The sequence below is a fragment of the Streptomyces sp. NRRL S-646 genome, from assembly GCF_000720765.1.
Taxonomy (GTDB): Bacteria; Actinomycetota; Actinomycetes; order Streptomycetales; family Streptomycetaceae; genus Streptomyces.
Window position 1 is genome coordinate 14,029 of the sequence record NZ_JODC01000028.1, and the last position, 26,492, is coordinate 40,520.

General features: G+C 68.6%; 18 protein-coding genes, 5 pseudogenes and 1 riboswitch. Of the genes and pseudogenes, 8 read left to right on the plus strand and 15 right to left on the minus strand.

Annotated features, from left to right (window positions below):
- Nucleotides 1-210: 210 nt before the first annotated feature.
- A complete protein-coding gene (locus IH68_RS56800) occupies nt 211-540 on the plus strand; it encodes a hypothetical protein (protein WP_159403836.1) in 330 nt (109 codons plus the stop codon).
- Nucleotides 541-587: 47 nt separating this feature from the next.
- On the opposite strand, the gene IH68_RS0144015 is transcribed toward IH68_RS56800, so the two are convergent.
- The 3 genes from IH68_RS0144015 to nadC form a co-directional block, all read right to left on the minus strand.
- Nucleotides 588-881 (minus strand): DUF1330 domain-containing protein, encoded by a 294-nt coding sequence (locus tag IH68_RS0144015; RefSeq protein WP_030948021.1) that lies wholly within the window; start codon nt 879-881, stop codon nt 588-590.
- Between the two features lie 385 nt (nt 882-1,266).
- Nucleotides 1,267-2,124 carry a PhzF family phenazine biosynthesis protein gene (locus IH68_RS0144020; protein WP_030948024.1) on the minus strand — a complete coding sequence of 286 codons (858 nt, stop codon included), beginning with the start codon at nt 2,122-2,124 and terminating at the stop codon, nt 1,267-1,269.
- On the minus strand, nt 2,112-3,005 hold the full coding sequence (nadC, locus tag IH68_RS0144025; RefSeq protein WP_051834028.1) for a carboxylating nicotinate-nucleotide diphosphorylase: 894 nt from the start codon (nt 3,003-3,005) through the stop codon (nt 2,112-2,114). Before nadC ends, IH68_RS0144020 begins: the two co-directional genes overlap by 13 nt.
- Before the next feature lie 446 nt (nt 3,006-3,451).
- Here nadC and IH68_RS0144030 point away from each other — a divergent pair, with 446 nt between their 5' ends.
- Complete coding sequence (locus IH68_RS0144030) at nt 3,452-3,820, plus strand: winged helix-turn-helix transcriptional regulator (protein ID WP_051834029.1); 369 nt, start codon at nt 3,452-3,454, stop codon at nt 3,818-3,820.
- A gap of 362 nt (nt 3,821-4,182) precedes the next feature.
- Here the strand turns inward: IH68_RS0144030 and IH68_RS0144035 are convergent, their stop codons facing one another.
- The 3 genes from IH68_RS0144035 to IH68_RS56805 form a co-directional block, all read right to left on the minus strand.
- Nucleotides 4,183-4,650, minus strand: coding sequence for an SUKH-3 domain-containing protein (locus IH68_RS0144035; protein ID WP_051834030.1), 468 nt, complete (start codon nt 4,648-4,650; stop codon nt 4,183-4,185).
- Nucleotides 4,651-4,817: 167 nt separating this feature from the next.
- Complete coding sequence (locus IH68_RS0144040) at nt 4,818-7,085, minus strand: M4 family metallopeptidase (RefSeq protein WP_030948035.1); 2,268 nt, start codon at nt 7,083-7,085, stop codon at nt 4,818-4,820.
- A 217-nt stretch (nt 7,086-7,302) separates the two neighbouring features.
- Entirely contained in the window at nt 7,303-7,977 is a 675-nt protein-coding gene (locus IH68_RS56805) for a hypothetical protein (protein WP_159403837.1), read from the minus strand.
- On the opposite strand from IH68_RS56805, the gene IH68_RS0144045 reads away from it, so the two are divergent.
- Nucleotides 7,958-8,371 (plus strand): hypothetical protein, encoded by a 414-nt coding sequence (locus IH68_RS0144045; protein ID WP_234341782.1) that lies wholly within the window; start codon nt 7,958-7,960, stop codon nt 8,369-8,371. The two genes, IH68_RS56805 and IH68_RS0144045, sit on opposite strands and share 20 nt — an antisense overlap.
- 188 nt (nt 8,372-8,559) lie before the next feature.
- On the opposite strand, the pseudogene IH68_RS50840 reads toward IH68_RS0144045, so the two are convergent.
- A pseudogene (locus IH68_RS50840) lies at nt 8,560-9,381 on the minus strand (transposase family protein); the annotation flags it as partial.
- Between the two features lie 76 nt (nt 9,382-9,457).
- Complete coding sequence (locus IH68_RS0144055; protein ID WP_037886289.1) at nt 9,458-10,165, minus strand: alpha/beta fold hydrolase; 708 nt, start codon at nt 10,163-10,165, stop codon at nt 9,458-9,460.
- A gap of 462 nt (nt 10,166-10,627) precedes the next feature.
- Here IH68_RS0144055 and IH68_RS0144060 point away from each other — a divergent pair, with 462 nt between their 5' ends.
- Entirely contained in the window at nt 10,628-10,879 is a 252-nt protein-coding gene (locus tag IH68_RS0144060) for a hypothetical protein (RefSeq protein WP_030948043.1), read from the plus strand.
- 493 nt (nt 10,880-11,372) lie between these two features.
- Here IH68_RS0144060 and IH68_RS0144070 read toward each other — a convergent pair whose 3' ends face one another.
- The 4 genes and pseudogenes from IH68_RS0144070 to IH68_RS0144085 form a co-directional block, all read right to left on the minus strand.
- On the minus strand, nt 11,373-12,812 hold the full coding sequence (locus tag IH68_RS0144070) for a ricin-type beta-trefoil lectin domain protein (RefSeq protein ID WP_030948046.1): 1,440 nt from the start codon (nt 12,810-12,812) through the stop codon (nt 11,373-11,375).
- A gap of 1,135 nt (nt 12,813-13,947) precedes the next feature.
- Nucleotides 13,948-14,490 carry an SMI1/KNR4 family protein gene (locus IH68_RS0144075; protein ID WP_030948050.1) on the minus strand — a complete coding sequence of 181 codons (543 nt, stop codon included), beginning with the start codon at nt 14,488-14,490 and terminating at the stop codon, nt 13,948-13,950.
- Nucleotides 14,491-14,671: 181 nt separating this feature from the next.
- Nucleotides 14,672-15,496, minus strand: a complete 825-nt coding sequence (locus IH68_RS0144080; protein ID WP_030948053.1) for an ABC transporter ATP-binding protein — start codon at nt 15,494-15,496, stop codon at nt 14,672-14,674.
- Nucleotides 15,493-16,362, minus strand: a pseudogene (locus IH68_RS0144085) (FecCD family ABC transporter permease); the annotation flags it as partial. The gene IH68_RS0144080 and the pseudogene IH68_RS0144085, both read right to left, overlap by 4 nt.
- A 662-nt stretch (nt 16,363-17,024) precedes the next feature.
- Here IH68_RS0144085 and ltrA point away from each other — a divergent pair.
- Nucleotides 17,025-18,827, plus strand: coding sequence for a group II intron reverse transcriptase/maturase (ltrA, locus tag IH68_RS0144090; RefSeq protein WP_030948057.1), 1,803 nt, complete (start codon nt 17,025-17,027; stop codon nt 18,825-18,827).
- 73 nt (nt 18,828-18,900) lie between these two features.
- On the opposite strand, the pseudogene IH68_RS55875 reads toward ltrA, so the two are convergent.
- Nucleotides 18,901-19,044, minus strand: a pseudogene (locus tag IH68_RS55875) (iron ABC transporter permease); the annotation flags it as partial.
- Nucleotides 19,041-19,253 (minus strand): annotated as a pseudogene (locus IH68_RS54420) (ABC transporter substrate-binding protein); the annotation flags it as partial. The pseudogenes IH68_RS55875 and IH68_RS54420, both read right to left, overlap by 4 nt.
- Before the next feature lie 218 nt (nt 19,254-19,471).
- Nucleotides 19,472-19,695, plus strand: a riboswitch (cobalamin riboswitch).
- A 154-nt stretch (nt 19,696-19,849) separates the two neighbouring features.
- Between IH68_RS54420 and metE the strand changes: the two are divergent.
- The 3 genes and pseudogenes from metE to IH68_RS0144115 all read left to right on the plus strand — a co-directional run bounded on the left by metE (nt 19,850) and on the right by IH68_RS0144115 (nt 24,173).
- Entirely contained in the window at nt 19,850-22,168 is a 2,319-nt protein-coding gene (metE, locus tag IH68_RS0144105; protein ID WP_030948058.1) for a 5-methyltetrahydropteroyltriglutamate--homocysteine S-methyltransferase, read from the plus strand.
- 76 nt (nt 22,169-22,244) lie between these two features.
- Nucleotides 22,245-22,496 (plus strand): annotated as a pseudogene (locus IH68_RS0144110) (methylenetetrahydrofolate reductase); the annotation flags it as partial.
- 429 nt (nt 22,497-22,925) lie between these two features.
- The gene (locus tag IH68_RS0144115) at nt 22,926-24,173 is read left to right on the plus strand and encodes a S53 family peptidase (protein ID WP_030948062.1); all 1,248 of its coding nucleotides are present in this window, start codon (nt 22,926-22,928) and stop codon (nt 24,171-24,173) included.
- Between the two features lie 156 nt (nt 24,174-24,329).
- On the opposite strand, the gene IH68_RS0144120 is transcribed toward IH68_RS0144115, so the two are convergent.
- Complete coding sequence (locus IH68_RS0144120) at nt 24,330-26,399, minus strand: putative Ig domain-containing protein (RefSeq protein WP_030948066.1); 2,070 nt, start codon at nt 26,397-26,399, stop codon at nt 24,330-24,332.
- Nucleotides 26,400-26,492: the final 93 nt, after the last annotated feature.

Sequence of the window (26,492 nt, forward strand, 5' to 3'; positions counted from 1 at the left end):
TGGAGACGGGTGGCGCGAGAGAACTCACCAAGGTGTGTCCCGGAACGCCGACCGCCTCAGCGCCACGGTGAACCAACGTCAGGTCGACAACGCGGCTTCGGCCTCCAGCGGGGAGACCGTGGCCGGTGAACAGCCGAGCCGGTCACCGAGGGCGGCGACCGTCCAGGACCGGTGCACGCGGCCAAGACGGATGAGAGCGCAAGGCCGCCGTTGGAGTCGAGGCATCTCAGCCCGGCTTCTGCGGCGGCGCCCGCGACGGGATGCGCCCGGCGGGCCCCCGCCGGAGGCGCCGACACCGGCGACGTACGGACCTCACCGAACAGCTCCGGCCGCAGGGAACTCAGCGTCTCCGCGGCCACCTGGATCGGCACGGCGTCCGCGTCCGCGTCCTCGTCGTCGGTGGCCAGCAGACGCTCCGCCTCCACCAGGTCCTCGCCCTCCGCGCCGAGCGCCACCAGAGCAGCGCGGCGAAGCGCCGCCGCCGATACCACCGGCCTGACGCTGTTCGCGACGGTGCGGCGCGCTGACGAGCCGGAGTGATCCCCCCGCAGCCGGCATCGAGTTCCTCCCTGACGCGGCATCCGTCGTCAGTCGAGGCCTTCGATGATGCGGAAGTCGCGCTCGACGCAGTCAGCAAGTACGGCCAGCGCCTCCTGGTAGGCCGTACTCGCGCGTGCGGCGACCGCCTGTTCGAAGCTGTCGAACTCGATCAGGATGGTGCGCTCGGCGATTCCGGCGTCGTGTGCGACGACCCGGCTGCCGCGGGAGAGCGTCCGCCCGCCCGCGGCCTTGACGGCTGGACCGGCCAGCTTGTCGTAGGCAGCAAGCCTCTCAGGGTCTGCGATGGTGCGGTAGACGCTGACCCAGTAGCCCTTGGCCACGGTACCTCCTGTGTTCGGAATTGATGATCAGAAGCATGCTCGGATCCATGGCCGGCGCGCGGTGGGTCAGCCGGCCGACGCAGACGGCGTCGAAGTCGGACGGCTTCGATCAACCGGCTGGGGCTGCGAACGGATGGGGCCCGGGTGAACGTCGGCGGGCGAGGACGAGCCAGAACCGGTCGAGTCGATGACCGGCCTCGCCGGAACGGCGGCGGCCCGGACGGACACGAAGAGGAGCCGACAAGCAGGTACGAGTCGCACCAGCACGACGTGATCGGCCATCACCCCTTCGCCCCTGCCCCGGATGCCGCCAGAACCGGCCCGGCTCTCACAGGAGCAGTGGGACCTGGTGCGCACCGGCACCCTCGCCTTGAACGCGCAGGCCTCATCGCATGACCTTGCGCACGATCGCTGCCTGGCCGCCGACTCGGATCCGGTGTCCCGTGCGGTCGCGGTGGACGGTCGCTGTGACGGTGGATGGGCTGCCGAGGTGGTCACCCATGTCGACAGCGAGGCGGTATGTGCCGAACCCGGCAGCATGCGCTGCCAGACAGGCCGTGCTGTTGGCGTTGGCGATGTCCTCGGGGACGCCGATCGACGGGGCGAACATGCGGGCTGCTGCTCGGCCGTGTCGGTTGGGGGGCGAGTAGGCGTAGCAGCCCAGCAGACCGTAGCGGTCACAGGCTGCGCGCAACAGGGTTGAGTCCGGGGCGAGTTCGGCCAGTGCGGCGCGGGATCGGAGGGGCAGCAGAAGCCTCGGCCGCCCGTTCGACGCCACGCAGGCGTAGTCGCCGACCGCGTCCTTTGTCAGTCCGAGGCTGCTTGCGACTGCCCTCAGTTCGGGTCCACCGGCGCTGCGCAGGCTGACCGGGCCCGGGTCGAACGACGCCGTCAGGCCGTCACCGTTTCGGCTTGCCCGACCGTCGAAGCGGCGGTGGGCCGTACGCAGGACGGCGCGGTAGTCTTGGTCGCCCCCTTCCCGTTCGGCGAGCACAGCGAGGGCGGCGACGGTGCCGTGGCCGCAGGCGGGCAGTTCGCCGTGGGCGGTGAAGAACCGCAGTGTGTACGCGGGCCGACGACGTTCGATTCTGGTAGCGCGGAGGAAGACGGCGTGCGATGTTCCCAACTCCGTGGGAATGCAGCATCGCTCCTCGTCGGTGAACGGCGCATCATCCACAACGGCGGTCGGGCTGCCACCCGCGCCGTCTCGCCGGCATGCGTCGACGACCGTTACCTCGGGCATGGCACCGGGCCGGTGGTCAGCAGCATGGTCAGGTCCAGTGCGGGCGCGCTGTGCGTCAACGCCCCGACCGAGATGAGGTCGACGCCCGTCCCGGCGATGGCGCGAACTGTGTCCAGGCTGATGGTGCCCGAGGCCTCCAGCAGGATCCGGGAAGCGTCGGCCCGCCCGGCCCGGACCTTCACGACCTGCTCGATGTCGGAAACCGGCATGTTGTCGAGCATGATCCAGCGGGCTCCGGCGTCCAGGGCCTCGACGGCCTGGGTGACAGTCTGCACCTCGACATCGCTCTCCACGGTCTGCCCGGTGCGCGCCGTCCCGCGCCTGACCGCCTCGATCGCGGCGGTCACCCCGCCCGCCGCGGCGATGTGGTTCTCCTTGAGCAGGACCATCGCCGCGAGATCGAGGCGGTGGTTGTGGCCGCCGCCGGCGGTGACGGCGTACTTGTCCAGGGCGCGCAGGCCCGGCGCCGTCTTGCGCGTGTCCAGGATGCGTGCCCTGGTCCCTGCCACAGCTTGGACGTAGCGGTCGGTCAGCGTCGCGATGCCGCACATGCGCTGCAGGAAGTTCAGCACCGTACGCTCCCCGGTGATCAGGCTGCGCGCCGAACCGGACAGACGCACCAGGACCTGGCCGTCGGCCAGTCGGGCGCCGTCGGCGACGGCCGGCTCGACGTTGGCCTCGGGGTCGACCTGCGCGAAGACCTCGGCGACCATGGGGAGGCCAGCGGCGATGCCGCTGTGCCGGGTGCGGATTTCGGCCGTGGCCGCCAGGTCCTCGGCAACGCTTAACTCGGTGGTGATGTCCTTCCCTGACGCGTCCTCGGCCAGGGCGGCAGCGGCGGCGGCCCGCGCTGCCGCCGAGGGGAACTCGGTCGTGGTCATCCGGTCTCCAGCTCTGAGTGGACATGGGGTTGGTGGCGGCAACCGCTGACGAGGCAGCACTGAAGTTCCGCCGGGCCGGTTTGCAGGACCTGATCGATCCTGTACTCGATCTCCCGCGTGCCGGTCACCCGTCCCGCGCCACGAACAGGTCCCGGGTGGGAGCCGTCCGTGCGACTCGGCGCCGACGTCGAACCCGGGACACCATGCGCATGGACCGGTCCTCCCAGCCGGTCGCGCCTCCGTCGACACGGGACTTCAGGAACGCCTCTCACCCGGCTCGTCAGGGCAGGTGCCACAACGGGTCCCCTCCGTTTCGATTTCCGAAGCGGTCACCGATGCTAGCGTGTCGGAATCCGAAGCATCAACCCTGCAGAGCTGGACATCCCGACGTGACAACACCCAGACCTGGCAGTCCTGTTCGCGGCTCGACCACCGGCCGCCCCCTCATGGCCGCACTCGATCTGTTCGGGCGGCGGTGGAGTCTGCGCATCCTGTGGGAGCTTCGCGCGGGTCCGCTTGGATTCCGCCCCTTGCAGAAGCAGTGCGACGACATGTCCTCCAGCGTGATGCGCCAGCGCCTGACCGAACTGCTGGACGCCCAGGTGATTCACCAACTACCGGACAGCCGCTACGAACTCACCCCGCTCGGACAGGAGGCGCGCCACGCCCTGAACCCCCTCGCCCGCTGGGCGGAACACTGGGCGGCCACGATCGACCCGCAAGAGCCGGACCACACCGACGACCCGTCCGCCGGCCGCGTCCCACATCCGGACACCATGGACGACAGGACGCCGCAGAGGAACGCCGCGGACTGACACCCCGCCTCGGGCCGAAAGCGGGGCGGGACCGCCGGGGTCACCAGGTTGCCGTGGCTCGACCTAGCGCCCAGGACAGGCGCAACCCTCCGCCGATCCTCGCGGACGCAACCCCCAGGTCAACACCGAAGACCGCGCGCACCCCATACGCTGCACACGACTTCGCGAACCGAACGGCCGGTGACGTTGTCACGACCCGTCAGAGCGAGCCACCCCATCCCCCGCTGGGCGGCCCTCCGCGCCAAGGCCTCGGGACGGGACGCGCCGCAGCGCATGGCACAGCTGGACGCTACGTGGAAATGCATGAGCCGCTCCACGTACGCCTGGATCCGGCGACGGTATCCCTTCCGACATCGCCCATGTCAGCGGGCCTGATCCGACTGCCTGTGATCATCATCGATCCTGCGGGGCATCACGCCGAGGATCAGATTTTCGAGGGCGTACGGCATCGGCCCGAACCTGGCGACCCACGTCTCGACAAGGTAGATCTCACTGCCCTCATCCATACCGAGAAAGAATCGGCCGTGATCGAGCTCGCCGAGGGGGAAGAGACGTCTCCCCAAGGATTCGCTCCACTCGGAGAACCGGTCATCCTCTCCCCAAGCCAGCTCCGGGTCCAGCTCGAATGGTTCCCGGGCACGGTTGACTCCCGGGCCGCCGATGTTCACGGTCAGCCCTCCGAACTCCTGGAGAAACCTCTCCGCAGCGTCGTGCATGACCATGCCGACCGCTTCGAACACGGACCGCCAGCCGGTCGTGTCGACCTGCCTGCCCGCCGTCCATCCGGAAGCCTCGAGGACCTCGAGCACCTCCGGCGACCACTCGCTCATGACGGGCCCAACCCCCCGGCTTGAAGCATGAGGCGATCATCCCAGCAGACAACCCGAGAGAGAACAGCATGTGGCCGCACCACAAGTGGACCAGAGCCCTCGCAAAGTGACACAGCCATGCCGCTGCCCGGACCGGCGAGTCCGGGCAGCGGTGTGCTGTCTTTGGGTCAGGGCGTCAGCTGCCAGCGCGCGATGTATCCGACGTCGATGGATGCCCGGTCCTGCACGCGCAGTTTCCAAGTGCCGTTCAGCGGCTGCGCGGAGGCGTCGACGGTGAAGGTCTGGTCGACGTTGTCGGCGGAGCCGCCGCTGCGGTTGAGCAGGGAGTAGACGGTGCCGTTGGGGCCGACCAGGTCGACAGTCAGGTCACCGCGGTAGGTGTGGACGATGTTGACGTAGACGGAGGTGGTCTCGGAGGCGTTGCCGTCGCGGCCGGTGATGGTCACCGGTGACTCCACGGCGGGCCCGTTGTCCGGTATGTCCACGCGGGTGGCGTTGGCGTAGACGTAGGCGATCCGCCAGCTGAAGGTCTTCGAGACGGACGCTCCCGTGCTGTCGGTGACCTTGACGGTGACGTCGCCGGTGCCGAGCGTCGTCGGCGTGCCGGTGATCAGACCGCGGGGGCTGATGCTCAGGCCGTCGGGCAACCCGGTGGCCTCGTAGGTCAGTGTGGCTCCGGTGTTGGTGGTGTAGGCGTCGAGCTGGAGGCTGACCGCCTGGCCGATGCCGCTGGTCTGGTCGGCGATCGGGGCGAGGTTGACCCCGAGGGCGATGCGGTTGCCGACGTTGATCGCCGCCCAGGCGTCGGCGACGGCGAGGTAGGTCGGGCTGTAGGCGCCGAACAGGTCGGCAGCGGCGGACAGGGTGGCGGTGCGGGCGCCGGCGTAGTCGGTGGTCGAGGTCATGTACGTCGTCAGGGCGCGGTACCAGATGGCGGCGGCGTTCTGGATACCGATGCCGGTGACCGGCTGACCGTCGTAGGTCGGGCTGTCGTAGGAGACGCCGTTGACGGTCTTGGCGCCGCTGCCCTCGGAGAGCAGGTAGAAGAAGTGGTTGGCGGGGCCCGAGGAGTAGTGGACGTCGAGGCCGCCGAGGGAGGGGCTCCAACTGTCGGCGGAGGCACCGTCCTTGGAGGGCTTGTCCATGTACCGCAGCGGGGTGCCGTCGCCGTTGATGTCGATCTTCTCGCCGACCAGGTAGTCGCCCGGGTCGGCCGGGAGGTTCTCGTAGAACTCCACGGCGGCGGCGAAGATGTCGGAGGTCGCCTCATTCAGGCCGCCGGACTCGCCCGAGTAATTCAGGCCCGCGGTGGCGGCGGTGACACCGTGGCTCATCTCGTGGGCCGCGACGTCCAGCGCGGTCAGCGGGTGAGTGTTGCCCGAGCCGTCGCCGTAGGTCATGCAGAAGCAGGAGTCCTGCCAGAAGGCGTTGACGTAGTTGCTGCCGTAGTGGGCGCGGCTGTAGGCGGCGACACCGTCATTGCGGATTCCGTTTCGGCCGTACACCTGTTTGTAGTAGTCCCAGGTGGCCGCGGCACCGAACGCGACGTCCACGCCGGCGGTCTGACGGTTCGACGGCAGGCCGTCGCCCCAGACATCGTTGTCGTCCGTGAAAAGGGTGCCGGTGCCCGACGTGCCCTGATTGAGGTCGTACGTCTTGTGCCCGGCACGGTCGGGGTCGGTGAGCTGGTACGTCGATCCCGACTGGGTCGTGCCCAGCGGGACCGTGCCGACGTACTGGCCGGTGCCGGTACCGGTGTCCACCTTCTCGGCCGCCAGGAGCTGTTTACCGGTGGTGGCATCGGTGACGACCTGCAACTCGCTGGGGGTGCCGTCCCGTTGGACGCCTTCGACGACGCTCTCCCAAGCCAGGACGGGCTTTCCGGAGCCGGCCCAGATCACCAGGCGGGGCTTCCGCTCGACCTCGGAGCCCTTGACGCGGGCGCGCTTCGAGGCTGCCTCGGCCTTGTCTGCGGCCACAGCCGCCGTGTTCTTCGGACTCAGCGAGGACACCGCGAGCGCGGCCCGGTTCGCCTTGGTGACGGTGATGCGACCACTCCTGTCGTGGACGACGAGATCGCCGCCGAGGACGGGCAGGCCGGCATAGGTGCGCTCGTAACGGGTGTGCGTGGTGCCGTCGGCGTCCGTGATGACGTCTTTGACGACGAGTTTCTCCTTGACGCCGAGGCCGATTCGGCGTGCGGTGTCGGCGGCCGACGTCTGGGCGTTCTTCAGCAGAGCGGTGCGGCGGGTGGGCGTCAGGGACACCGGCAGGGCACCGACCCGGGGCTTGGCGGTGATTTTCGCGGGGCTCGGGCCGGTGGGGGCGGCGGTGGCGTGGCCGGGAAGGGTCAGGGCGAGTAGAGATCCCAGGGAGCTGAGAGCGAGGGCGGTGGCGCGTCTGCGCCGGACAAGGGTGCGGTCTCGCAGGGGCAACGGTTTCTCCTTCGATATGACGGCCCATGGGGCCGCGGGCGGCACAGAGCAGCAGAGGGCCCGGTCTGGAGGCTGCACGGCATGCGGGTGGAAGGAGGTGGGGGGTGAGGGCGGGGCTGGGGGTGACGCTGCGGGTGCACCGCGTGGTGAATATGTCAAGGAATGGTGAACTTCCTGCAGAAGAGTGGCACCACACAGCCGAACTGTCATGCGCCGGTCAACTGATCGGCTGGAAATGGCTATGCAGATCAGGCAAATCGGAACGGACGACGCCGGTTTTCGGCCGCACCCCGCGCCAGACAGTCGTCATCGTCGCGGATGTCGACGGGCGGTGACATGCAGGAGCGTCGACTACGCGTGCCCACACCGCCTCAATCGGCCAGGACGGCCCCGTCACGCCGAGAGCAGCCAGGAGCATCGCGACCAGCTGACTCGCGGGGTGCTCACGGCCGCCCACGCCGCGCACCGGGAACCGCGGCGGAACCCTCCGAACCCGAGGAGTAGACAGCCATGGGCTCTGGGCGTCCCGGCAGGGCAGACACAGGCGATGCTCGGCGATGACCAGCCGGCCCGTCCACCGGCCGGGAAAGCCGCGCAGGAGGCTTTCGTCTGCAATTCTCTCCAACTCGCCGTGCATGCGCCGGCGCACCGATGGACTGAGGCAGACCTCGGCGGCGGCCCGAAAGGCGATCTCGAAACCGGGACGCCCTCCGGCTAGGCTGAGCGCACCGATGACCTTGGGGACTTCGATGCGCACGTTGGATGCTTCCCTCACGCTTGCCACCGCCGCGGCGATCGCCGCGGGACTGCTGTTGGTGTGCGGCTGCTCCAGCGGCAGCAGCGCCAGCCAGAAGCGGTCACCGGCACCGGTGGTGAAGGCTTCCGAGATCACCGGCGCGTTGAAGGCCTATGCGAAGTCCTTCGACGTGGCGCCGGCGAAGGAGATCTGCGGGAAGTTGTTCCGGGCCGCACCCACGGCGCTCGACCCGAGCTCCTCCGGTCCCACGGTTACCGTCACCCTGATGTCCCTGACCTGCGAGTTCTACGGCACCGACTGTGACGCCGACTTCGACGTGTCGGCGATCTCCAGCGGTCGCGACGACCCCAAGGGCCTGACCCCGTACAACGGTCACTTCGCCGATGGCGGCGTCGACCACGGCATCCATATCGGCGAGTCCGTGGGCTCGGACTCCACCTCGACTAACGGCTGCAAGGTCTCCGTCTCCACCGCCAAAACGTCGATCACCTATCTCAACGACGCCCTCGCCCGCATCTCCGGCGACTGACGAGGTTGTCGGCCATTGATGTTGAGGCGTGATGGTTGAGTGTTCACCCAATTGGCGATTTAGCAGTTCATCGGGCTAACGGGTACGAGTTCGGTGCTCGGTTTGGGGCGGGTGGGGCGCTGGGCGGCTCGGTCGGGGACCAGGCCGGCGATGGCCCGATGCGTGGCCGGGTAGTGCTCGCGGCGTCAGAGGAAGCGTTGCAGCGGGCGCCATTGCTTGTGTTCGGCGTTGGCGTGTTCGACGCAGATCCGCGCCGAGGACTGGCGGCGCCGGTGCTCACGCCAGGCGTACTGGTCACCGAGAACGACGTCCTCCTTCGGCTTCTTCGGCGGTGCACTGACCTGTTCGGGGAATTCGTTCGCCAGACCCCGGTAGCCCTCATCCACCTCGGCTCTCACGTCCGGGTGGAGACGGAACTGCTCGGCGATGCCCTCGGTGCGCATCGCGGTCTGGTCGTGCATTCTTCCGGGCCGGTCGGCCCCGGACCAAAGGATGCGGCCCTGTCCGTCGCTGATCGTGGTGGTCTTCATGGTGTTCTGCTTCTTCTTGCCGGAAACGAACGCGCAGGGGCCCGGCCGGTGGGCCTTCGGTCGGCGGACCTGGGTCTCGGTCCCGTCGATCCGCAAGGTCACGCCCTCCGCATCGGCGTATACGAACACGTCGGCCCACGTCCGCAGACGCACTCCGGGCCGACCGGGGACGGCGAAGCCGCGGTCGGCGAGCAGCGGGCGGGTCTCGCCGATGGCTTCGGTGACGGTGGAACGGCCGACCCCGTAGAGCTCGGCGAACGCGGCGTGCGGGAGCTGAGTGCGCAGGTGGACCAAAGCGACCAGCTCTCGGTCGGTGAACACCAGCTCGTGCTTGCGGCCGGCCCCGGCGACACGGTGACGCTTCCCTCCCCGCCGCTGCTGCAATGCCGATTCACGCCGGGCCTGCCACGGCCCGGCCAACTCCTCGATCAGACTGCCGAGATGTGCGCGCGAGATGCCCGTGAAGGCAGGATGAGACATGGCCGCACGAGCCCACTTCTTGGTCACACTCGAAGAACCCGTGCGGCCGTCCGCACGTCACGGCCCGTGACCATGCTCATGTTTGGCGGGCAGGACGGAAGTCTTCCTCCAGGAACGCCGAAACCGCCTCGGTGAACGCCTCCGGCGCTGCGTGGTGGATCAGGTGTCCCACCGGGATGGTGACCATTCGCCCGCCAGGGATGCAGCGAGCGAGCTCAGCGACTCCGGCCTGGGGAACATGACTTTGTGGGCCGCCGGCGATCACGAGGGTCCCGGCGGTGATCCGGTCGAGTCGCTCCAGCCACCTGGGATCGGGCTGGTCGATCTGCCGTCTGACAGCCAACACCATCTCCCAGTCGAAGGTCAGGGCGCCGTCCGGTCTGGCCGGGGTGCCCGGCTCCCGGGGACGGGGAACCGACACATCCTCCAGGACAAGCCGGCTCACCCGTTGCGGATGGTCCTCCGCGAGCAGATAGGCCACGAGCCCGCCCATGGAGTGCCCGATCAGATCCACTGGTCCAATTCCCAGTGCGTCCAAGAACCGGAGCACATCGGCCTGCATGAGTTCGAGTGAGTAGTCCCCCGGCCAGTCGCTTCGGCCGTGACCGCGAAGATCGAGGGCATACACCCTTCGACCCCGGGCGAGGGCGGGCACAACCGCCTCCCAGTCGGTGGCATCCTTGCCCAGCGCGTGCAACAGAACGAGCGGCGGACCATCCGCAGGACCCCACAGCTGATAAGCCAGCCGGACCTCGCCAACGTCGACCGAGCGTTGATCAACCATGTCCGGAGGATATGCGGACGGGTCCCGCCGGAGATTGGCGTTCACCAGCAGCCGAACCACCATCCCCAGTCAGCAGCCCGGATTCTCAGCCACACGGTTCCGGCCCCGACCTTCAATAGCCGACAACGCCGTAACCCTGGCTATTCATCGGAATTGAGTGATCTGACGTCACACTCAATCGCTGGTGGCGAGCCTGGACGGACAAGGGCCCACCCTCCGAGCTCCAGACCCTGATCGACGCGGTCACCACCGGACACGGCATTGACCTCTACCTCCGGATCCAACGAACTACCGGTGAGTGGCGCCAGCTGACGGCACAACCAGTTCCCCTGAACTGGGATCAGGGTGCCTCAACTGGAACAGCAACGAGCGGTCGCCGGACACTGCGGCCGATCTGGCGCACGCGGGGATTGCACAAGGCGCCTTCGTCGCGGAAGCGACGGCGGCCTGCAACTGTGGGACGTGCCGGCCGGGCAACGGATCGGCGGGCTGCTCACCACTCCCGGGGACGCGGTGTACACCCTCGCGTTCGACGCCCGCGGCACCACCCTGTACGCGGGCAGCGCCCATGTCCCCCTCCAGCGGTACGATCTCGACCCTGCCCGCGCCCTGTCGCGGGTGTGCGCCCGCACAGGCGGGTCCGGTCTGAGCCCGTCCCAGTGGCAGACCTACGTTCCTGACGCCCCGTACCGGCGGGTGTGCAGCCCTGCGTGAGGATCAGCGGCCTCCGCGTTCCCGAACGCGCCGGCTGGGATGCCCTCCAGGAGCGGATCCAGGCTGGAGCGATGGAGGGTGTCAGCTGCTGGGCCGGACGGCGGAGGACACCGTCGGACGGCCCGTGACAGACCTGCCGGCCGGAGCTACGGCATCCGCACGACCCCCTCCGGGCTCATCTGCCTCGTCACCGGGACGGATCGTCGGTGGACGCCGTGGTGACGACGCACTGGTGGAAAGCCGCGATCGCGCCGTCGACCGGAAAATCACTGAACTGCTGCGGGTCCTGAACCACACGATCACCTCTCTTGAGGAGCTGGGTGACACGGTGGTGGACGCGATCCTCCCCGAACGCCGCACCGGGCGACGCCGCTCTGCTACTCGCTCGCTACTCACGCGCTGCCGCGGTGTGCGGGACGGTAGTGCGGACCCGTCCCGCGCACCGCGGGATGTCCGGGGCGCAGTCCCGGACGGCTGCTGAGGTGCGGTGGCGTCAGCCGAGTTTCCACTGCTGGTTGCTTTGTCCGGTGCAGGTCCACAGTTCGAGCTTGGCGCCGTCGGCGGTGGACGCCCCGGTCACATCGAGACAGAGCCCCGACTGCTTACCGGTGATCGTGCCGTCGGCGTTGAGGATCCACTGCTGGTTGGCGCCGCCGTTGCAGTCCCAGATCTCCACCGGGGTGCCGGGGGTCGTCTGGTTGTTGGCGGCGTCCAGGCACTTCCCGGCGCCGTAGACCGTGAGCTGGTTGCTCGCGGTGTGTGTCCAGGTCTGGTTGCTGCCGCTGTTGCAGTCCCATATCTGCGTCACTGTCCCGTTGGTCTGCGTTGCGCCGGGCACGTCCAGGCACTTGTTTGCGCCGACCGCGTGGACGGGGCCGGTGGCGCCGCCTTGGCCGCCTGTGCCCCAGCCGTACTGAAGCCGGTCGAGACCGGACTGGTTGTTGATGCTCAGCGTGTAATTCGGCGCGCTGCCCTGCAGGGAGGTGATGGCGCAGGAGGCGTTCTCGCACGGGCCTGGGCCCTGGGTCTGGTCGGCGAACTTCACGCCGGTCCACAGGATCGAGCCCATGCCCTGTTTGCGCACGGTGTCGGTGAGCGCGTAGAGGAAGGACACGTCGTTGACGCCGTCGCGTGGCCCGTTGTAGTTCACACCGGTGTTCATCGGGACACCGAACTCGGTGAGTACGGCGCGGCTGTCGTATCCGCAGACGTTGTTCTCGAAGCTGGTGATCCACTCGGCCTCGGTGGGGTGGGTCTCTCCGCCGAGGGTGTAGTCGTGGAGCGAGAGCAGGGTGCCGTCGAGGCGGGAGTCGGCGCCGACGGCGCACAGGTTCCCCTCCCAGGCGCCGGGCACCAGGATCCGGCCGCGGGGTACCTGGGAGTAGTGCGCCACCCAGGCCGCCGCGATGTTGTCCTCGTCGGTGGTGCTGTAGCCCCAAGGCTCGTTCATGATGCCGAAGTACACCCGGCTGTTGCCCGCGTACTTGCTGATCACGGTGTCCCACATCGCGTAGAACGAGTTGGTGTCACCGATCACACCGCTCTGCAGCCACGGGACGAGCACGACGTTCATGCCCAGCGCGGTGGCCGCATCGAAGGCGGCGGTGTAGCTGTTCCACCAACTGCCGGTAACAGTCGCCCGGTTGAAGCCCATGCGCACGGTGTTGGCTCCCAACGCCTGGAAGCCCTTGAGGATGGAGGTGGCCTTCGCGTACGTCGTCGAATAGTCATCCGTGTTCGACAGGCCGACCGGCGTGATGTTCCCGGTGACGAAGTTGTCGTTGGGGTCGGCCCAGTTCACGCCGTGGAACTGGTTGGTGGTGGCGTGCGCTCCGGTCCCGGTCGCCGCCTGCAGTCCGAGCAGGCTCAACAGCATCGCGACGACCAGGCCGACCGGGGTTAAGCGCCGGAGGCGGCTTCCACAGGTCTTCATACACTCTCCTTCAGGAACAGGGTTCGCATTGCTTGGTGCCGGCTCCGCTGAAGGCGCGGCTCACCCGCCGTGTCGTCGCAGCGGCCGGGCAGCGGGACCCGGACCGCGCCGACATCACTGCGGCCAGACCTGAGCGCCAGGAGATACCGCTGCCGGAGTACCGGTGCCTGAGCGGGTCAGGCCGCGCCGAGCGCAAAGAAGGCGGTCTGGCCGTTGCGCCTGTCCGAGCTTTCGCCGCTGGTTACTGCCGCCGTTGCAGACCCAAAGCGTCAGGTCGGCACCGTCGCCGGTGGAATCCCTGGTCATATCCAGGGACAGCCAGGGTCGGTTGTGCACCAAGACCCTCGGAGTCGGCTGCCCGCCGCAGCCACGCTTCCGCAGCTGCGTCACTGCCGTCGGGGGCGCTGGGAGCCTGCCGCGCCGACGCGGACGGTGACTGCTTGCGCGCGGGCCACGACCCACGGGATGCCGGTCATGCCTCTGCCGCCGGTCGGCGTACCGCAGTAGGTACCCGCCGAACCGCCCGCACCGCTCGCATCTCCGTCGGCGCCGTGCCGCTCCGATCCGGACCCGCCCCCGGGGTCCGGACCGGGGGCCGACTCGGTCGTTGAAACTCCTGTTCTGCGCGGGACAGCCAGTTCCGGCGGCGAGGGCCCTCGTGGACATTGCGCGCGGATCTGCTGTCATGTTGCCTCGTGTTTGATTTTGTCTGTCGCGTTGCACTGCTTACCGACGGGCACCAGCTGAGATGGCGAGGGCGACGAAGTCGATACATGGGATGGATGCGGCGAGGGTCGCCCAGGCGACCCTCAGCGTGCAGTCCGGCGTACCAGTCGCTGGGACAGCTGAGAAGCAGGATGAGCATGCCCCGATCGAACGGGACGGTCAAGGGGTGCCGCACAAGACTGCGGGGCATACACATGGGGTGTCTCGCACCACTCTGGCGTTCGCGGCTCGTTGTCCGCTCGGCGCAAAAGAAGGGCTGCCGAGACCCTTGACTGTGCGCTTCTGGAAGCAGTTCCCTGTTCTCGCGTTTGATTATGAGCTGTTGTGATCGGGTGTGGCTGGCCGTAGTTGCGGCTTGATCACCGCAATCGATGAACTAGGGAGTTCATGTTGCCTGCCCAGCGCGCACCTACGGATTCTCCAGCCAATCGGGGTACCAGGTGCGAAACCCGGGGCTCACAGGTATGAAGCCACCCCAGTCGGGATCGATCTGCCAGACCTCGCCGGCTCGCGGGCCGTTCAGGACCAGCCGGATGAACATGCCGCAGCCTTGTTCGGTCAGCATGAGCGTGCCCCGGGTCAGCGCATCGGCCGGTGCGCCGATCCGCCCGGGTTCGGCCAGAGGGAATGGCTCGGCGAGTCGGCCCGGCAGTCGGTCCTTCTGCCACTCGCCGTCCACGGCCCACTCCTCGCCGGCCTCTGGGCGGGGGACGGTCAACGGCATCAACCCCTGGCAGGGACCGGCGGGGCCGTTTCCCACCTCAGCGGCGAAGGACCGATACCACATCGGCAGATCGATGCCATGGGATTCCTCGAACGCCCGGATCTCCGCCTCTGACAGCCGAGGCGCCAACTCGTACCGGTGCGTGTGCGCCCCGAAGCACTCCCGCGGATCCCGTGCTGCCATCTCCCGTATCCGTGCGCGCACGGCATCCTCGTCCCAGCTCTCCATCCAGCGACCGTCACAACGACGTTCACACCCCCGGCCCGCCGCACTCGCGGTACGCGGCTGCCGGTGGCCGGCTTAAGCGGCTGCACCTCTGACCAGCGCACTCAGACTTCCCTGACGTTGGTGAACCTTCGCTGTAAGGCAGCCTTCTTCTCCGGCAGGGGCACGCTCCGTATGGGTTCCTTCAGAACGCTGGTCGGACGTCACTCGTCGTGCCTCTCTTCAGGGAAATTCTGTCCGCCGTGGCCGCTGGGCGAAGGAAGCGGATCACGGGGTGACCGGGGTCGGACGTGACCTCGGCGCGGACCCCGTAGACCTGCTCGATGAGGGTGGGGGTGAGGACCTCGGCCGGGGTGCCCTCGGTGACCGCGCGGCCGTCGCGCAGGACGAGCAGGCGGTCGCAGTACATCGCGGCGAGGTTGAGGTCGTGCAGGGCGATCACCGTGGTGACCGGCAGGCCGGCGATCAGCTCCAGGAGGTCGAGCTGGTGCTGAATGTCGAGGTGGTTGGTGGGTTCGTCGAGGAGGAGTTCGCGGGGTTCCTGGGCGAGGGCGCGGGCGATCTGGGTGCGTTGGCGTTCGCCGCCGGAGAGGGTGTGCCAGGACTGGCCTGCGCGGTCGGTCAGGCCGGCGCGCGCGAGGGCCTCGTTGACGGCTGCCGTGTCGGCCGCCGTGGTGGGTGTCCAGGCGCGGCGGTGCGGGATGCGGCCGAGGGCGACTACGTCGCGGACGGTCAGTTCGGTCTGGGTGTCGGCGTGCTGCTCGGCGGTGGCGATGCGGCGTGCGGTGACTCGGCGGCCGACCTCGGTGAGCGGGCGCCCGTCCAGGGTCACGACTCCGGCGGTGGGGGCGAGGACACCGGCCAGCAGTCTCAACAGGGTGGATTTTCCGGAGCCGTTGGGGCCGAGGAGGCCGACGGTCTCGCCGGGGCGGAGGGTGAGGGTGACGTTGTCGACGACGACCTTGTCGCCCAAGCGCCGTACGACGCCGTCCGCGTGGAGGCTGGTCATGCCCTGCTCCGTCCTCGGTAGAGCACGGCCACGAACGCCGGTACGCCGATGAGGGATGTCACCACGCCCACCGGGACCTCCTGGGGGTCAAGGACAGTACGGGCCAGGGTGTCCACCCACACCAGGAACACCGCGCCGGTCAGCGCCGTGACGGGCAGGAGACGGGCGTGCCCAGCGCCGGTCAACGCACGGGTGGCGTGCGGCAGGACCAGGCCGACGAAGCCGATCGCGCCGACGCAGCTGACCAGGGCAGCGGTCAGCAGCGCGGTCGCGCAGAGCAGGACCAGGCGGGTGCGGACGACGTGGACACCGAGTCCGGCGGCGGCCTCGTCGCCGAAGGCGAAGGCGTCAAGGGTCCGGGCGTGACCGAGGCAGATCGCGAGGACCACACCGAGCACGACGGCGCACAGCAGCACCTGGCCCCAATCCGCGCCCGTGAGCGAGCCGAGCAGCCAGAACAGCACGCCTCGGGTGGTCTCGGCGTCGGCCGAGGTCAGCACGATGAAGGAGGTCAACGCGGAGAACAGCTGCATGGCGGCCACCCCGGACAGCACGACCCGGTCGGAGCTGCCGCCGAGGGTGTAGCTGAGCAGCAGCACCAGGGCGAAGGAGAGCAGCGCGCCAAGGAAGGCGCCCGCCGAAAGGGACACCGCTTCCCCGCCCACGCCCAGTACGACCACGGCGACCGCTCCCGTGGACGCGCCGGAGGAGACCCCGAGCACGAACGGGTCGGCCAGCGGATTGCGCAGCAGGGACTGCATCACCGCACCGCACACCGCGAGTCCGGCTCCGCACACGGCGGCGAGCAGGGTACGCGGCATCCGCAGATTCCACACGATGCCGTCCCGCAGTGGCGCCAACTTGCTGTGCGACGTGAGGCCGCATTTCCGGAAGTGAGGTGATTCTCGTGGAGAGGTTCAGACAAGGGATTTCCTCCTAATCAGTGTCGCGATTTGTCCCCGCGCTCACATGCGTCGTCGGTGACGGCGGGGTGTGAAGCTGAGCGTTCACGCCCAAGGGCACCTCGGCCATCGAGGGCCACAGGCAAGGGGAAGGCTGGACGGGCGAACGTGCGTGAACTCCTGGTTGATGCCTCGATATGGGACCCCCGAGATGGTCTGTTTTCGCGGGGGATGGCCCGGTGCTGCAAGGCACAGGCGGCCTCCGGTGCAAGCAACATCGGAGGTAGGACACCGCTGGCCACGGGGTATAGGGAGCGCCCACCCCAGCCGCATCTTCGGAATGCGGAACACGGAAACCCTGTCGGAGTCCGGTTCGACCGGTAAGCCAACCGTAAGGAAGGCCCAACTCCCCGGCAGGAACAGGATGGTCCAAGAAGCGAATGCCGGTTGGCCGAAAGGTCAGGGGAAACCGGACAGCGACTCTCCACATGCTGTCCGCCATAACCCGCCGGATACGGGCCCTGGTGGCCCGGCCCGAAAGGGCGCCCACGTGGACCAGGTGAGCCTTTGAAGCCCCAACGCAAAGACGCTAGAACCAAGGGACAAGTTAGATGCCGGAGGCGCGCATGAGCACCACAGTGGCAGATGCGACTGCCCGCGCGTCCGAGGTGAACGGACCTGAGGACGGGCCATTCACACAGGCGTGGCACAGCATCGACTGGACCACGTGTGAGAGGAACGTACGGCGGCTGAGGCAGCGGATCTTCAAGGCATTGCGGGAAGGGGACCTGAAAAAGGTCCGGAACTTGCAAAAGCTCATGTTGCGAAGCCGCAGCAATACGCTGGTGAGCGTGCGCCGGGTGGCGCAGCAGAGCAGTGGTCGCAAGACCGCTGGCATCGACGGAGAACGCGCCCTCACTCCGGCGGCGCGGGCCAAACTGGCAGCGCACAGCCACCGGTCGTCCACTCCGTGGAAGGTTCAGCCGGTCAAGCGCGTGTACATCCCCAAGGCGAACGGTAAGCAGCGCCCGCTCGGCATCCCGGTCATCCGTGACCGGGTGCTCCAGGCCCGCGTGAAGAACGCTCTGGAGCCCGAGTGGGAGGCCCAGTTCGAGGCGAGAGCCTATGGCTTTCGCCCCGGACGAGGCTGCCAGGACGCGATCTCCGCCATCCGGGCCTCCACACGAGGACCGAAGGCGAAGCGCCGTTGGGCGCTGGATGCGGATCTGGAAGGGGCCTTCGACCGCATCAGTCACGACCACCTGATGGCCATGATCGGGCAGTTCCCCGCCAGGGACCTGGTCCGTGCCTGGCTGCGGGCCGGCGTGATGGAGAACGGCCGTTGGGCGCCGACCGAGGAGGGAACTCCCCAGGGCGGCGTCGTCAGCCCTTTGCTGCTGAACATTGCTCTGCATGGGATGGAGAAGGCCGCGGGATTCCGCTATGAGAAGCACAAAGGGCGGGAGGGCCATACCGCTCCAGGGGTACCCGTGTTGGTCCGTTATGCCGACGACCTGGTGGCGTTGTGCCACAGCGAGGAGGAGGCATATCGGGTCAAGGAGGATTTGGCGGCCTGGCTTGCGCCCAGAGGTCTGCGTTTCAACGAGGCCAAGACTCAAGTGGTCCACCTCGATGAGGGGTTTGACTTTCTGGGGTTCACCGTGCAGCGGCACGGGGACAAGCTGGTCATCCGGCCGAGCAAGGCAGCGTGCAACAAACTCCGGAAACGGCTGCGGACGGACATGCGCGCCCTGCGGGGCGGCCCCGCCAAGGCCGTGATCCGTGCCTTCAACCCGGTGGTGAAGGGTTGGAGTGCGTACTACCGGGGTGTGGCGTCGCACCGAGTGTTCTGCTCGATGGACTTCTACATGTTCACGCTGCTCTACAAGTGGGCGAAACACAGCCACCAGAACCGTTCGGGGTTGTGGATCAAGCGCCACTATTTCGGTCGATTCAACAAGTCCAGACGGGACAACTGGGTGTTCGGCGACCACGCCAGTGGGGCCTACCTCCAGAAGTTCGCCTGGACTGCATATACCCGCCATGTCCCGGTGAAGGGGGCGGCGTCTCCGGACGATCCGGCCCTGAAGGGCTATTGGCGGGCGCGTCGCCGTATCAAAGCGCCACCGCCGATGGGAAAGACGAGTCTTCTCCTGGCGGCGCGACAGAGGGGCGTGTGTCCTTTGTGTCGTGAGGCGCTGATCGAAGGAGCCGAATATGAGCCGGACAATATGCGCGAGTGGATTGCCTGGTTCTCGGCGTCGAGGAAGCTGCTCAACAAGCACCACCTCGTTTACCGGAGAGACGGCGGTACAGACGCACGAGCCAACCCCCGCCTCGTGCATGCCGATTGTCACCGTCAGCATCATGCAAACGACGGAGATCGGACCGTAAGTTCCTGTCCCACGAAGCCCAAGTGGCTTGCTTGAGCCGGATGCGGTGAAAGCCGCACGTCCGGTTCTGAGGGGGCCGGGGCCCAGCGATGGGCTCCGGCTACCCGACCTCGCCGAAGCCGAGATGGGCCGCGACGGACGCCCACACGTCGCCGGTGGAGATGTCTGCGGGCCCGATCGTCACGGGGACGGCGACCGAGGCGAGCAACGCGACCAGGCCGCCGCCGGTCAACAGCAGCGCGCGCAGGCTCACTTGGCGAGCCCGAAGTCGCGCAGTCCCGCCGCGACCTGCTCGATCCCCTCGACCGTTCGGATGGACGGGTTCATCGCCTGCCCACTCAGCAGGACGTACCGCTTCTTCTTCACGGCGGTCAGGTTGCGGGTGGCTGGGTTGGTCTCCAGGAAGCGGATCTTCGCCTTCGCGGTCTCGGCGGTCTGCTGCTTGCGGGTCAGGTCGCCGATACACCTACGACCAGGGCTGAGGGCCTGGTAGATGCGGGCTGAGGGGCCCGCGCACTTCGCCGCAGGGGTGAGGGTCCCGCGCGGCGCGACTGGGAAGAGGGCGGGAAGCGCGAGTGCGGCGCTTCCCGCCCTCGGTCCGTTTCACGCCCGTCCGCCGCGTGGGCCACCTCACCATCCGGATGGTGGACGGGACACGCCGCGTCCGGAAGTGGGCCCGTAGGCTGGCCGGTGCAGCTGGTTCGCCCCGTCCGCCAGGCGGGATGCGTCGTAAGAGGGAACCCGGTGGGAATCCGGGACTGCCCCGCAGCGGTGAGCGGGAACGACCGCCGTCATACGCACTGAGTCCGACATACCGGGCCTGGGAAGCGACGGCCAGTAGGTGTCCTCCGTCCGGAGGATGGGCCCGCGAGTCCGAAGACCTGCCCGCTGCCCGTGTGCGACCCACTCGTGCGCGGATATCCCGGTGACCTCGTGGGCGGGTCGGCGTACACACCAGACGGACGGTCGTACGGCCGCTGCCGTCCGGTCCGTCACCCCTTCGCGCTCTCGTCCCGTCACCCGGGATCTCAGGGATTCATCTCGCGAAGGAGATCTCCGTGACCACCAAGACCGCAGCCGCGGCAGCACAGGCCACCGTGTACGGCTACCCCCGCCAGGGCCCGGACCGGGAACTGAAGAAGGCAATCGAGGGCTACTGGAAGGGCCGCGTCACCGCCGACGCCCTCCGCTCCACCGCCGCCCTCCTGCGCGCCGCCAACTGGCGGCAGCTCGCCGAGGCCGGCATCGACGAGGTCCCGGCCGGCGACTTCTCGTACTACGACCACGTCCTGGATACGACCGTCATGGTCGGCGCGATCCCCGCCCGCCACCGCGAGGCCGTCGACGCGGACCCGTTGGACGGCTACTTCGCGATGGCCCGCGGCACGCAGGACGTGGCACCGCTGGAGATGACGAAGTGGTTCGACACCAACTACCACTACCTGGTGCCCGAGTTGGCCCCGGACACCGTGTTCACGGCCCACCCCGCCAAGCAGGTCGCGGAATTGAAGGAGGCACTCGCCCTCGGTCTGACCGCCCGTCCGGTACTCGTCGGGCCGGTCACCTACCTCCTGCTCGCCAAGCCGGCCCCCGGCGTGCCCGCCGGCTTCGACCCGCTCACCCTCCTCGACCGCCTGCTGCCGGTGTACGCAGAGGTCCTCGCCGACCTGCGCGCGGCCGGCGCGGAGTGGGTGCAGCTCGACGAGCCCGCCCTGGTCCAGGACCGCACTCCCGCCGAACTGAATGCCGCCACGCGCGCCTACCGCGACCTCGGTGCCCTGACCGACCGGCCAAAGCTGCTGGTCGCCTCGTACTTCGACCGGCTCGGCGACGCGCTGCCGGTACTGGCCAAGGCTCCCGTCGACGGTCTCGCACTGGACTTCACCGAGTCCGCCGCCGCCAACCTCGACGCGCTCGCCGCCGTGGGCGGGCTGCCCGGCAAGCGCCTGATCGCCGGGGTCGTCAACGGCCGCAACATCTGGGCCAACGACCTGGAGAAGTCGCTGTCCACCCTCGGCACCCTGCTCGGGCTGGCCGACCGGGTCGACGTGGCCGCCTCCTGCTCCCTGCTCCACGTGCCGCTCGACTCCGCCCGGGAGCGGGACATCGACCCGCAGATCCGGCGCTGGCTCTCCTTCGCACAGCAGAAGACGAGCGAGATCGTCACGCTCGCCAAGGGCCTCACGCAGGGCACCGGCTCGATCACCGGCGAACTCGCCGCGAACCGCGCCGACCTGGCCTCCCGCGCGAGCTCGCCGATCACCCGCGACCCGGCCGTACGGGCTCGCACCGCCGCCGTCAACGAGGCGGACGCCCGTCGCTCGCAGCCGTACCCCGAACGCACGGCGGCTCAGCGCGCCCACCTCGGTCTGCCCCTGCTGCCGACCACGACCATCGGCTCCTTTCCGCAGACCGGCGAACTGCGCACCGCCCGCGCCGACCTGCGCGCCGGGCGGATCGACACGGCCGGCTACGAGGAGCGCATCAAGGCCGAGATCGGCGAAGTCATCTCCTTCCAGGAGAAGGCCGGCCTGGATGTCCTCGTGCACGGCGAGGCCGAACGCAACGACATGGTCCAGTACTTCTCCGAGCAGCTGACGGGGTACCTCGCCACGCAGCACGGCTGGGTCCAGTCCTACGGCACCCGGTACGTGCGTCCGCCGATCCTGGCCGGCGACATCTGCCGCCCCGAGCCGATGACGGTGCGCTGGACGTCGTACGCCCAGTCGCTGACGCAGAAGCCGGTCAAGGGCATGCTGACCGGACCGGTCACCATGCTGGCCTGGTCCTTCGTCCGCGACGACCAGCCGCTCGGAGCCACCGCCCGCCAGGTCGCCCTCGCCCTGCGCGACGAGGTGAACGACCTTGAGGCGGCCGGGACTTCGGTCATCCAGGTCGACGAGCCAGCATTGCGCGAGACCCTGCCCCTGCGCGCCGCCGACCACCCCGGCTACCTGGCATGGGCCACGGAAGCCTTCCGGCTCACCACCAGCCGAGTACGGCCGGACACCCAGATCCACACCCACATGTGCTACGCCGAGTTCGGCGACATCGTCCAGGCCATCGACGACCTCGACGCCGACGTCATCAGCCTGGAAGCCGCCCGCTCACACATGCAGGTCGCCCGCGAACTCGCGGCCCACGGCTACCCGCGCGAGGCCGGGCCGGGTGTGTACGACATCCACTCCCCGCGCGTCCCGAGCACCGAGGAAGCCGCCGAACTGCTCCGCACCGGCCTGAAGGCGATCCCCGCGGAGCGCCTCTGGGTCAATCCCGACTGCGGGCTGAAGACCCGCGGCTGGCCCGAGACCCGATCCTCGCTGGAGAGCCTGGTCACCGCCGCCCGTACGGTCCGTGAGGAACTCTCCTCGTCCTGACCGCAAGCCCAGTCCGCCGGGGAAGGACGCATCTGCCGTTCTTCCCCGGCCCCGGCACCGGAGAACGCATCAGCCCTCATTCGCATTCATGCCATTCCGCAGCACAGCGGCCGAAGCCGGCCTGTGGACCGCGATCCGCCGGCTGGAGACGCTGTTGCCCACCTTCGCCTCTGTGACCTACGGCGCCGGCGGCTCCACGAGAGGCCGGACCGTCAACGTCACCGGGCGGATCGCCCAGGAGACCACCCTCACCCCGGTCGCCCACCTCACCGCGGTGGACCACAACGTCGCCGAGCTGCGCAACGTCCTCGGCCACTACGCCGGCCAAGCCGGGATCTTCGGGGCCTTCAGTTCGCGCACGGTTCCGACTTTGGCAGGCGTCGATATCCCGTCAGGAAACTCATCCCGCAGATCGCACAGGGGCTTCGCGGTCACATAGTGAGTACCGCCACGGTCACGCCAGCACCAGCACTGGTTCACTCCCTGACCGCGTCAGCCTCACAAGACCTGCATTGGCATGACCTTGACCAGCACAAGACGGCAGCCTCATGGTGAGACCACCCGACCCCGCAGCTCACCTCACATGTCTCCTGACATGCCGTCTGTCAATGCCGCTCTTCGCCATGCAGCCCTCCCGAATCGCCTCAAACCGCGCGGAGGCTCGATGCACCGACGCCAGATACCCTCCGGATCCCTGGTGATCCACCGCCACGAACCGACACGCCCGCTGCGGCGGACGGCAGCGGCCCTCACCGCGATGCTCACACTCACCGTCACCGCCCTCACCGTCGGCCTGGCCACCAGCGCTCAGGCCACCGCGGTCTCGTCCGCCCCGCTCACGTCCACCTCCGCGAGTACGACGGGCTTCGGCTGCGCCCACCCCTCGCAATCCGGACAAGTCCGCTGTTTCGGCCTCCTGAAGGACCACCGCACCGCCTCGGGCCGCATGTCACCGTTCACCACCGGATCCCCGACCACGGCGGGATACAAGCCGTCCGATCTGCGATCCGCCTACAACCTGGGCGACACCTCGGGATCCGGCCGGACGGTGGCCATCGTCGACGCCTACAACGACCCGAATGCCGAATCGGACCTGGCCGCTTACCGCAGAGCCTACGGCCTGCCGTCGTGCACCACCGCCAACGGCTGCTTCCGCAAGGTGAATCAGCATGGCCAGGCATCGCCGCTGCCCTCCGGCGACTACGGATGGGCCGAGGAGATCAGCCTCGACCTCGACATGGTCTCGGCGACATGCCCTGGCTGCCACATCCTCCTGGTCGAGGCGGACTCGTCGGACGTCACGGATCTCATGAAGGCCGAGGACACCGCCGCCACCACGCCGGGCGTCGTCTCCGTCTCCGACAGTTGGGGCGGGCCCGAGGACAACACCATCACCTCCTTCGACTCCCACTTCCACCACCCCGGCGTCGCGATCACAGCGAGCTCGGGTGACTCCGGTTACGGCGCCTCCTGGCCCGCCTCCTCCCCGTACGTCACCGCCGTGGGCGGCACCGCGCTGAGCAAGGCGTCCAACTCCCGCGGCTGGACCGAGACCGCCTGGAGCGGCGCGGGCTCGGGCTGCTCGGCGTACGAGGCCAAGCCCTCCTGGCAGCATGACTCCGGATGCGCCAAGCGCACTGTCGCCGATGTGTCGGCGGTCGCCGACCCCAACACCGGGGTGGCGGTCTACGACACGTACAACAGCTGCGGCGGCGGACTGGTGTGCGACACCGAGCTTCAACTCGGAGTCGCACAGGGTGCCGACGGATGGGTCGAAGTCGGAGGCACCAGCGTCTCGTCGCCGATCATCGCGAGCGTCTACGCACTGGCCGGAAACACCTCCCAGGTCGCGGGCGGCTCGTATCCGTACAGCCACACCTCGGCGCTCAACGACGTCACCTCGGGCAGCAAGGGCTCCTGCGGAGGCAGTTACCTCTGCACCGCAAAGCCGGGATACGACGGGCCGACCGGCCTCGGCACACCCCACGGCACCGGCGCCTTCTGACGACGCCGCTCTCAGCCCGACGACGGCTGGGCCCGCGCTGCACCTGCAGCGCGGGCCCAGCCCCTGCGGAATCACCGGCGCGAACCGGATCCACACGCAAGGGTCCCGCACACGACGGGCCGGGCCTGTCGTGTGCGGGATCGGGTGCCGCAGGGGTCAGCTGGTCGTCAGGGCGGTGTCGTCCACGACGAAGCTGGTCTGCAGGGAGGAGTCCTCCACACCGTTGAACTTGAGGGTGACCGTCTGGCCTGCCAGCGAGGACAGGTCGAAGGTCTTCTGCGCGTACCCGGAGTTGTGGTTGAGGTTCGAGTACGTCGCCAGGGTGGTCGAACCGACGGTGACCGTCAGCTTGTCGTACTGGGTGCTGCTGGTGGTCTCCGAGGTGTCGATGTGCAGGTAGAAGGTGAGCGTGGCCTTGCAGCCTGCCGGGATCGTCACCGACTGGGACAGGGTGTCGGTGTGCGAGGAGCCGTAGCCGTCGAGCCAGGCGTAGTACGAGCCACTGTGGGCGGCCTCACCGGTGTCGTTGACGATGACGCCGCTGGTCGCGCTCCAGCCGGTGCTGCCCGACTCGAAGCCCGGGTTGGCCAGCAGCTGCGCGGACGTGCAGCCGCCACCACCGGAGCCGACGGTCCAGGTGAAGGACGTCGAGCCGGAGGCGCCGGTGGAGTCCTTGGCGGTGACGGTGACCTGGTAGGTGCCCGCGGTGGACGCCGTACCGGAGATCAGGCCGGTGGAGCTGTTGATGGACAGGCCGGTCGGCAGGCCCGTGGCGCTGTAGGTGAGGGAGGCGCCGCCGCTGTCGGTGGCCTTGATCTGCAGGCTGACCGAGCCGCCGGTGGTGGTGGACTGGCTGCCGGGGTTGGTGACGGTCACCGTGTTGCCGCTGCTGGAGCCGGCGGTGAAGGCGGCGGTGCCGTTCGGGGTGCCCCAGCCGGTCGGGCCGTCGTAGCCGGTACCGGCCGTGCAGAAGTACGACGGGGAGCAGGAGCCGTTGTTGCCGCTCGTCACGTCGTACAGGTTGCTCGTGTGGGAGTACGGGTACTTCGCCGGGTAGTCGCTCGCGCCCGGGGCGCCCGCGAGCGCGTAGACGCTCGCCAGGATCGGCGAGCTGGCGCTGGTGCCGCCGTAGACCGCCCAGCCGGAACCGCCGTACGTGTCGTAGACCGCGACGCCGGTGGCCGGGTCGGCCACGGCGGAGACGTCGGCCTCCATGCGCTTGCTGCAGCCGGTGTCGGTCTGCCAGCTCGGCTTCGGGTCGTACGCGGAGCAGCCGGAGCCGGTGCCTTCCGTGGAGTTGGTGTGCCACACCGACTCGCTCCAGCCACGGGAGTTGGAGGCGGTGGTGAGCGCGGTGCCGCCGACGGCGGTCACGTACTGGGAGGTCGCCGGATACTCGGCGCCGTAGGCGGAGTCACCGGAGGAGACGGTGATCGCAACACCCGGGTGCTTGAAGTACGAAGTGTCGTCGCTGGTCTGGGAGGAGGACTCGGAGCCGCCCCAGCTGTTGGAGACGAATTTGGCGCCGAGGGCCACGGCCTCGTTCTCAGCGGTGCCAAGGTCGGCCATGGTCGCAGAGTTGGCCTCGACCAGGATGATGCTGCAGTTCGGGCAGACGGCGCTGACCATGTCGATGTCGAGCATCTCTTCACCGGCCCAGCCGGTGTCGTTGGTCGGCAGCGAGGTGGTCGAGCCGGTCTGACTGACCTGCTTGAAGCAGCCGTTGGCCTTGGTGCAGGACGACAGGCCGTAGGTGGAACGGTAGGTGGCCAGGTCCGACTCGGCGTTGGGGTCGTTGTAGGCGTCGACGATGCCGACGGTCATGCCCGAACCTGCCGTGGTGGGCAGGTTGTAGGCGCTGTGCAGGTTGGCCGGGGACAGGCCGGAGGGCGCTGCGGCGGCGAGCGCCGAGGCGAGCCGCTGCTCGATGTCGGTGCGGCGCTGGGCGAAACAGGACGCCAGGCCCGGCTCGGCGGTGGCACACAGGTGCTGGGTCGGCACCTTCTGGCCGGCCTTGCCGGTGGAGTGGTAGGTCTGCCGCTCGGGAGCGGTCAGCGCCTTGTTGTTCTGCGTGACCTTGGAGGTCTGGGGGTGGGTCGCGGCAGGCTGGGCACCGGCCGTGGGCGCGGCGGTGAATCCGGCGACGGTCAGAGCGAGGGCGGGGAAGGCGACGGCGACGAGTCTTCGCAGACTCCGTCTCCGCCCGCGCGGGCGTGACTCACGCATGGGTACTGCCTCCGTTTGACGTGAGGTAATCGCACTGGATGGGCAGCCCGTGACGCGCGTTGCGGCGGTGGAACCGCGCAGTCAGGAGCATGA

Coding starts and splice junctions, on each gene's coding strand:
- IH68_RS0144020 (WP_030948024.1), bottom strand. CDS start 2,124: ATGCCCGAGGTAACGGTCGTCGACGCATGCCGGCGAGACGGCGCGGGT.
- nadC (WP_051834028.1), bottom strand. CDS start 3,005: ATGACCACGACCGAGTTCCCCTCGGCGGCAGCGCGGGCCGCCGCCGCT.
- IH68_RS0144030 (WP_051834029.1), top strand. CDS start 3,452: ATGGCCGCACTCGATCTGTTCGGGCGGCGGTGGAGTCTGCGCATCCTG.
- IH68_RS0144035 (WP_051834030.1), bottom strand. CDS start 4,650: ATGAGCGAGTGGTCGCCGGAGGTGCTCGAGGTCCTCGAGGCTTCCGGA.
- IH68_RS0144055 (WP_037886289.1), bottom strand. CDS start 10,165: ATGGTTGATCAACGCTCGGTCGACGTTGGCGAGGTCCGGCTGGCTTAT.
- IH68_RS0144070 (WP_030948046.1), bottom strand. CDS start 12,812: ATGAAGACCTGTGGAAGCCGCCTCCGGCGCTTAACCCCGGTCGGCCTG.
- IH68_RS0144075 (WP_030948050.1), bottom strand. CDS start 14,490: ATGGAGAGCTGGGACGAGGATGCCGTGCGCGCACGGATACGGGAGATG.
- IH68_RS0144080 (WP_030948053.1), bottom strand. CDS start 15,496: ATGACCAGCCTCCACGCGGACGGCGTCGTACGGCGCTTGGGCGACAAG.
- ltrA (WP_030948057.1), top strand. CDS start 17,025: ATGAGCACCACAGTGGCAGATGCGACTGCCCGCGCGTCCGAGGTGAAC.
- IH68_RS0144115 (WP_030948062.1), top strand. CDS start 22,926: ATGCTCACACTCACCGTCACCGCCCTCACCGTCGGCCTGGCCACCAGC.
- IH68_RS0144120 (WP_030948066.1), bottom strand. CDS start 26,399: ATGCGTGAGTCACGCCCGCGCGGGCGGAGACGGAGTCTGCGAAGACTC.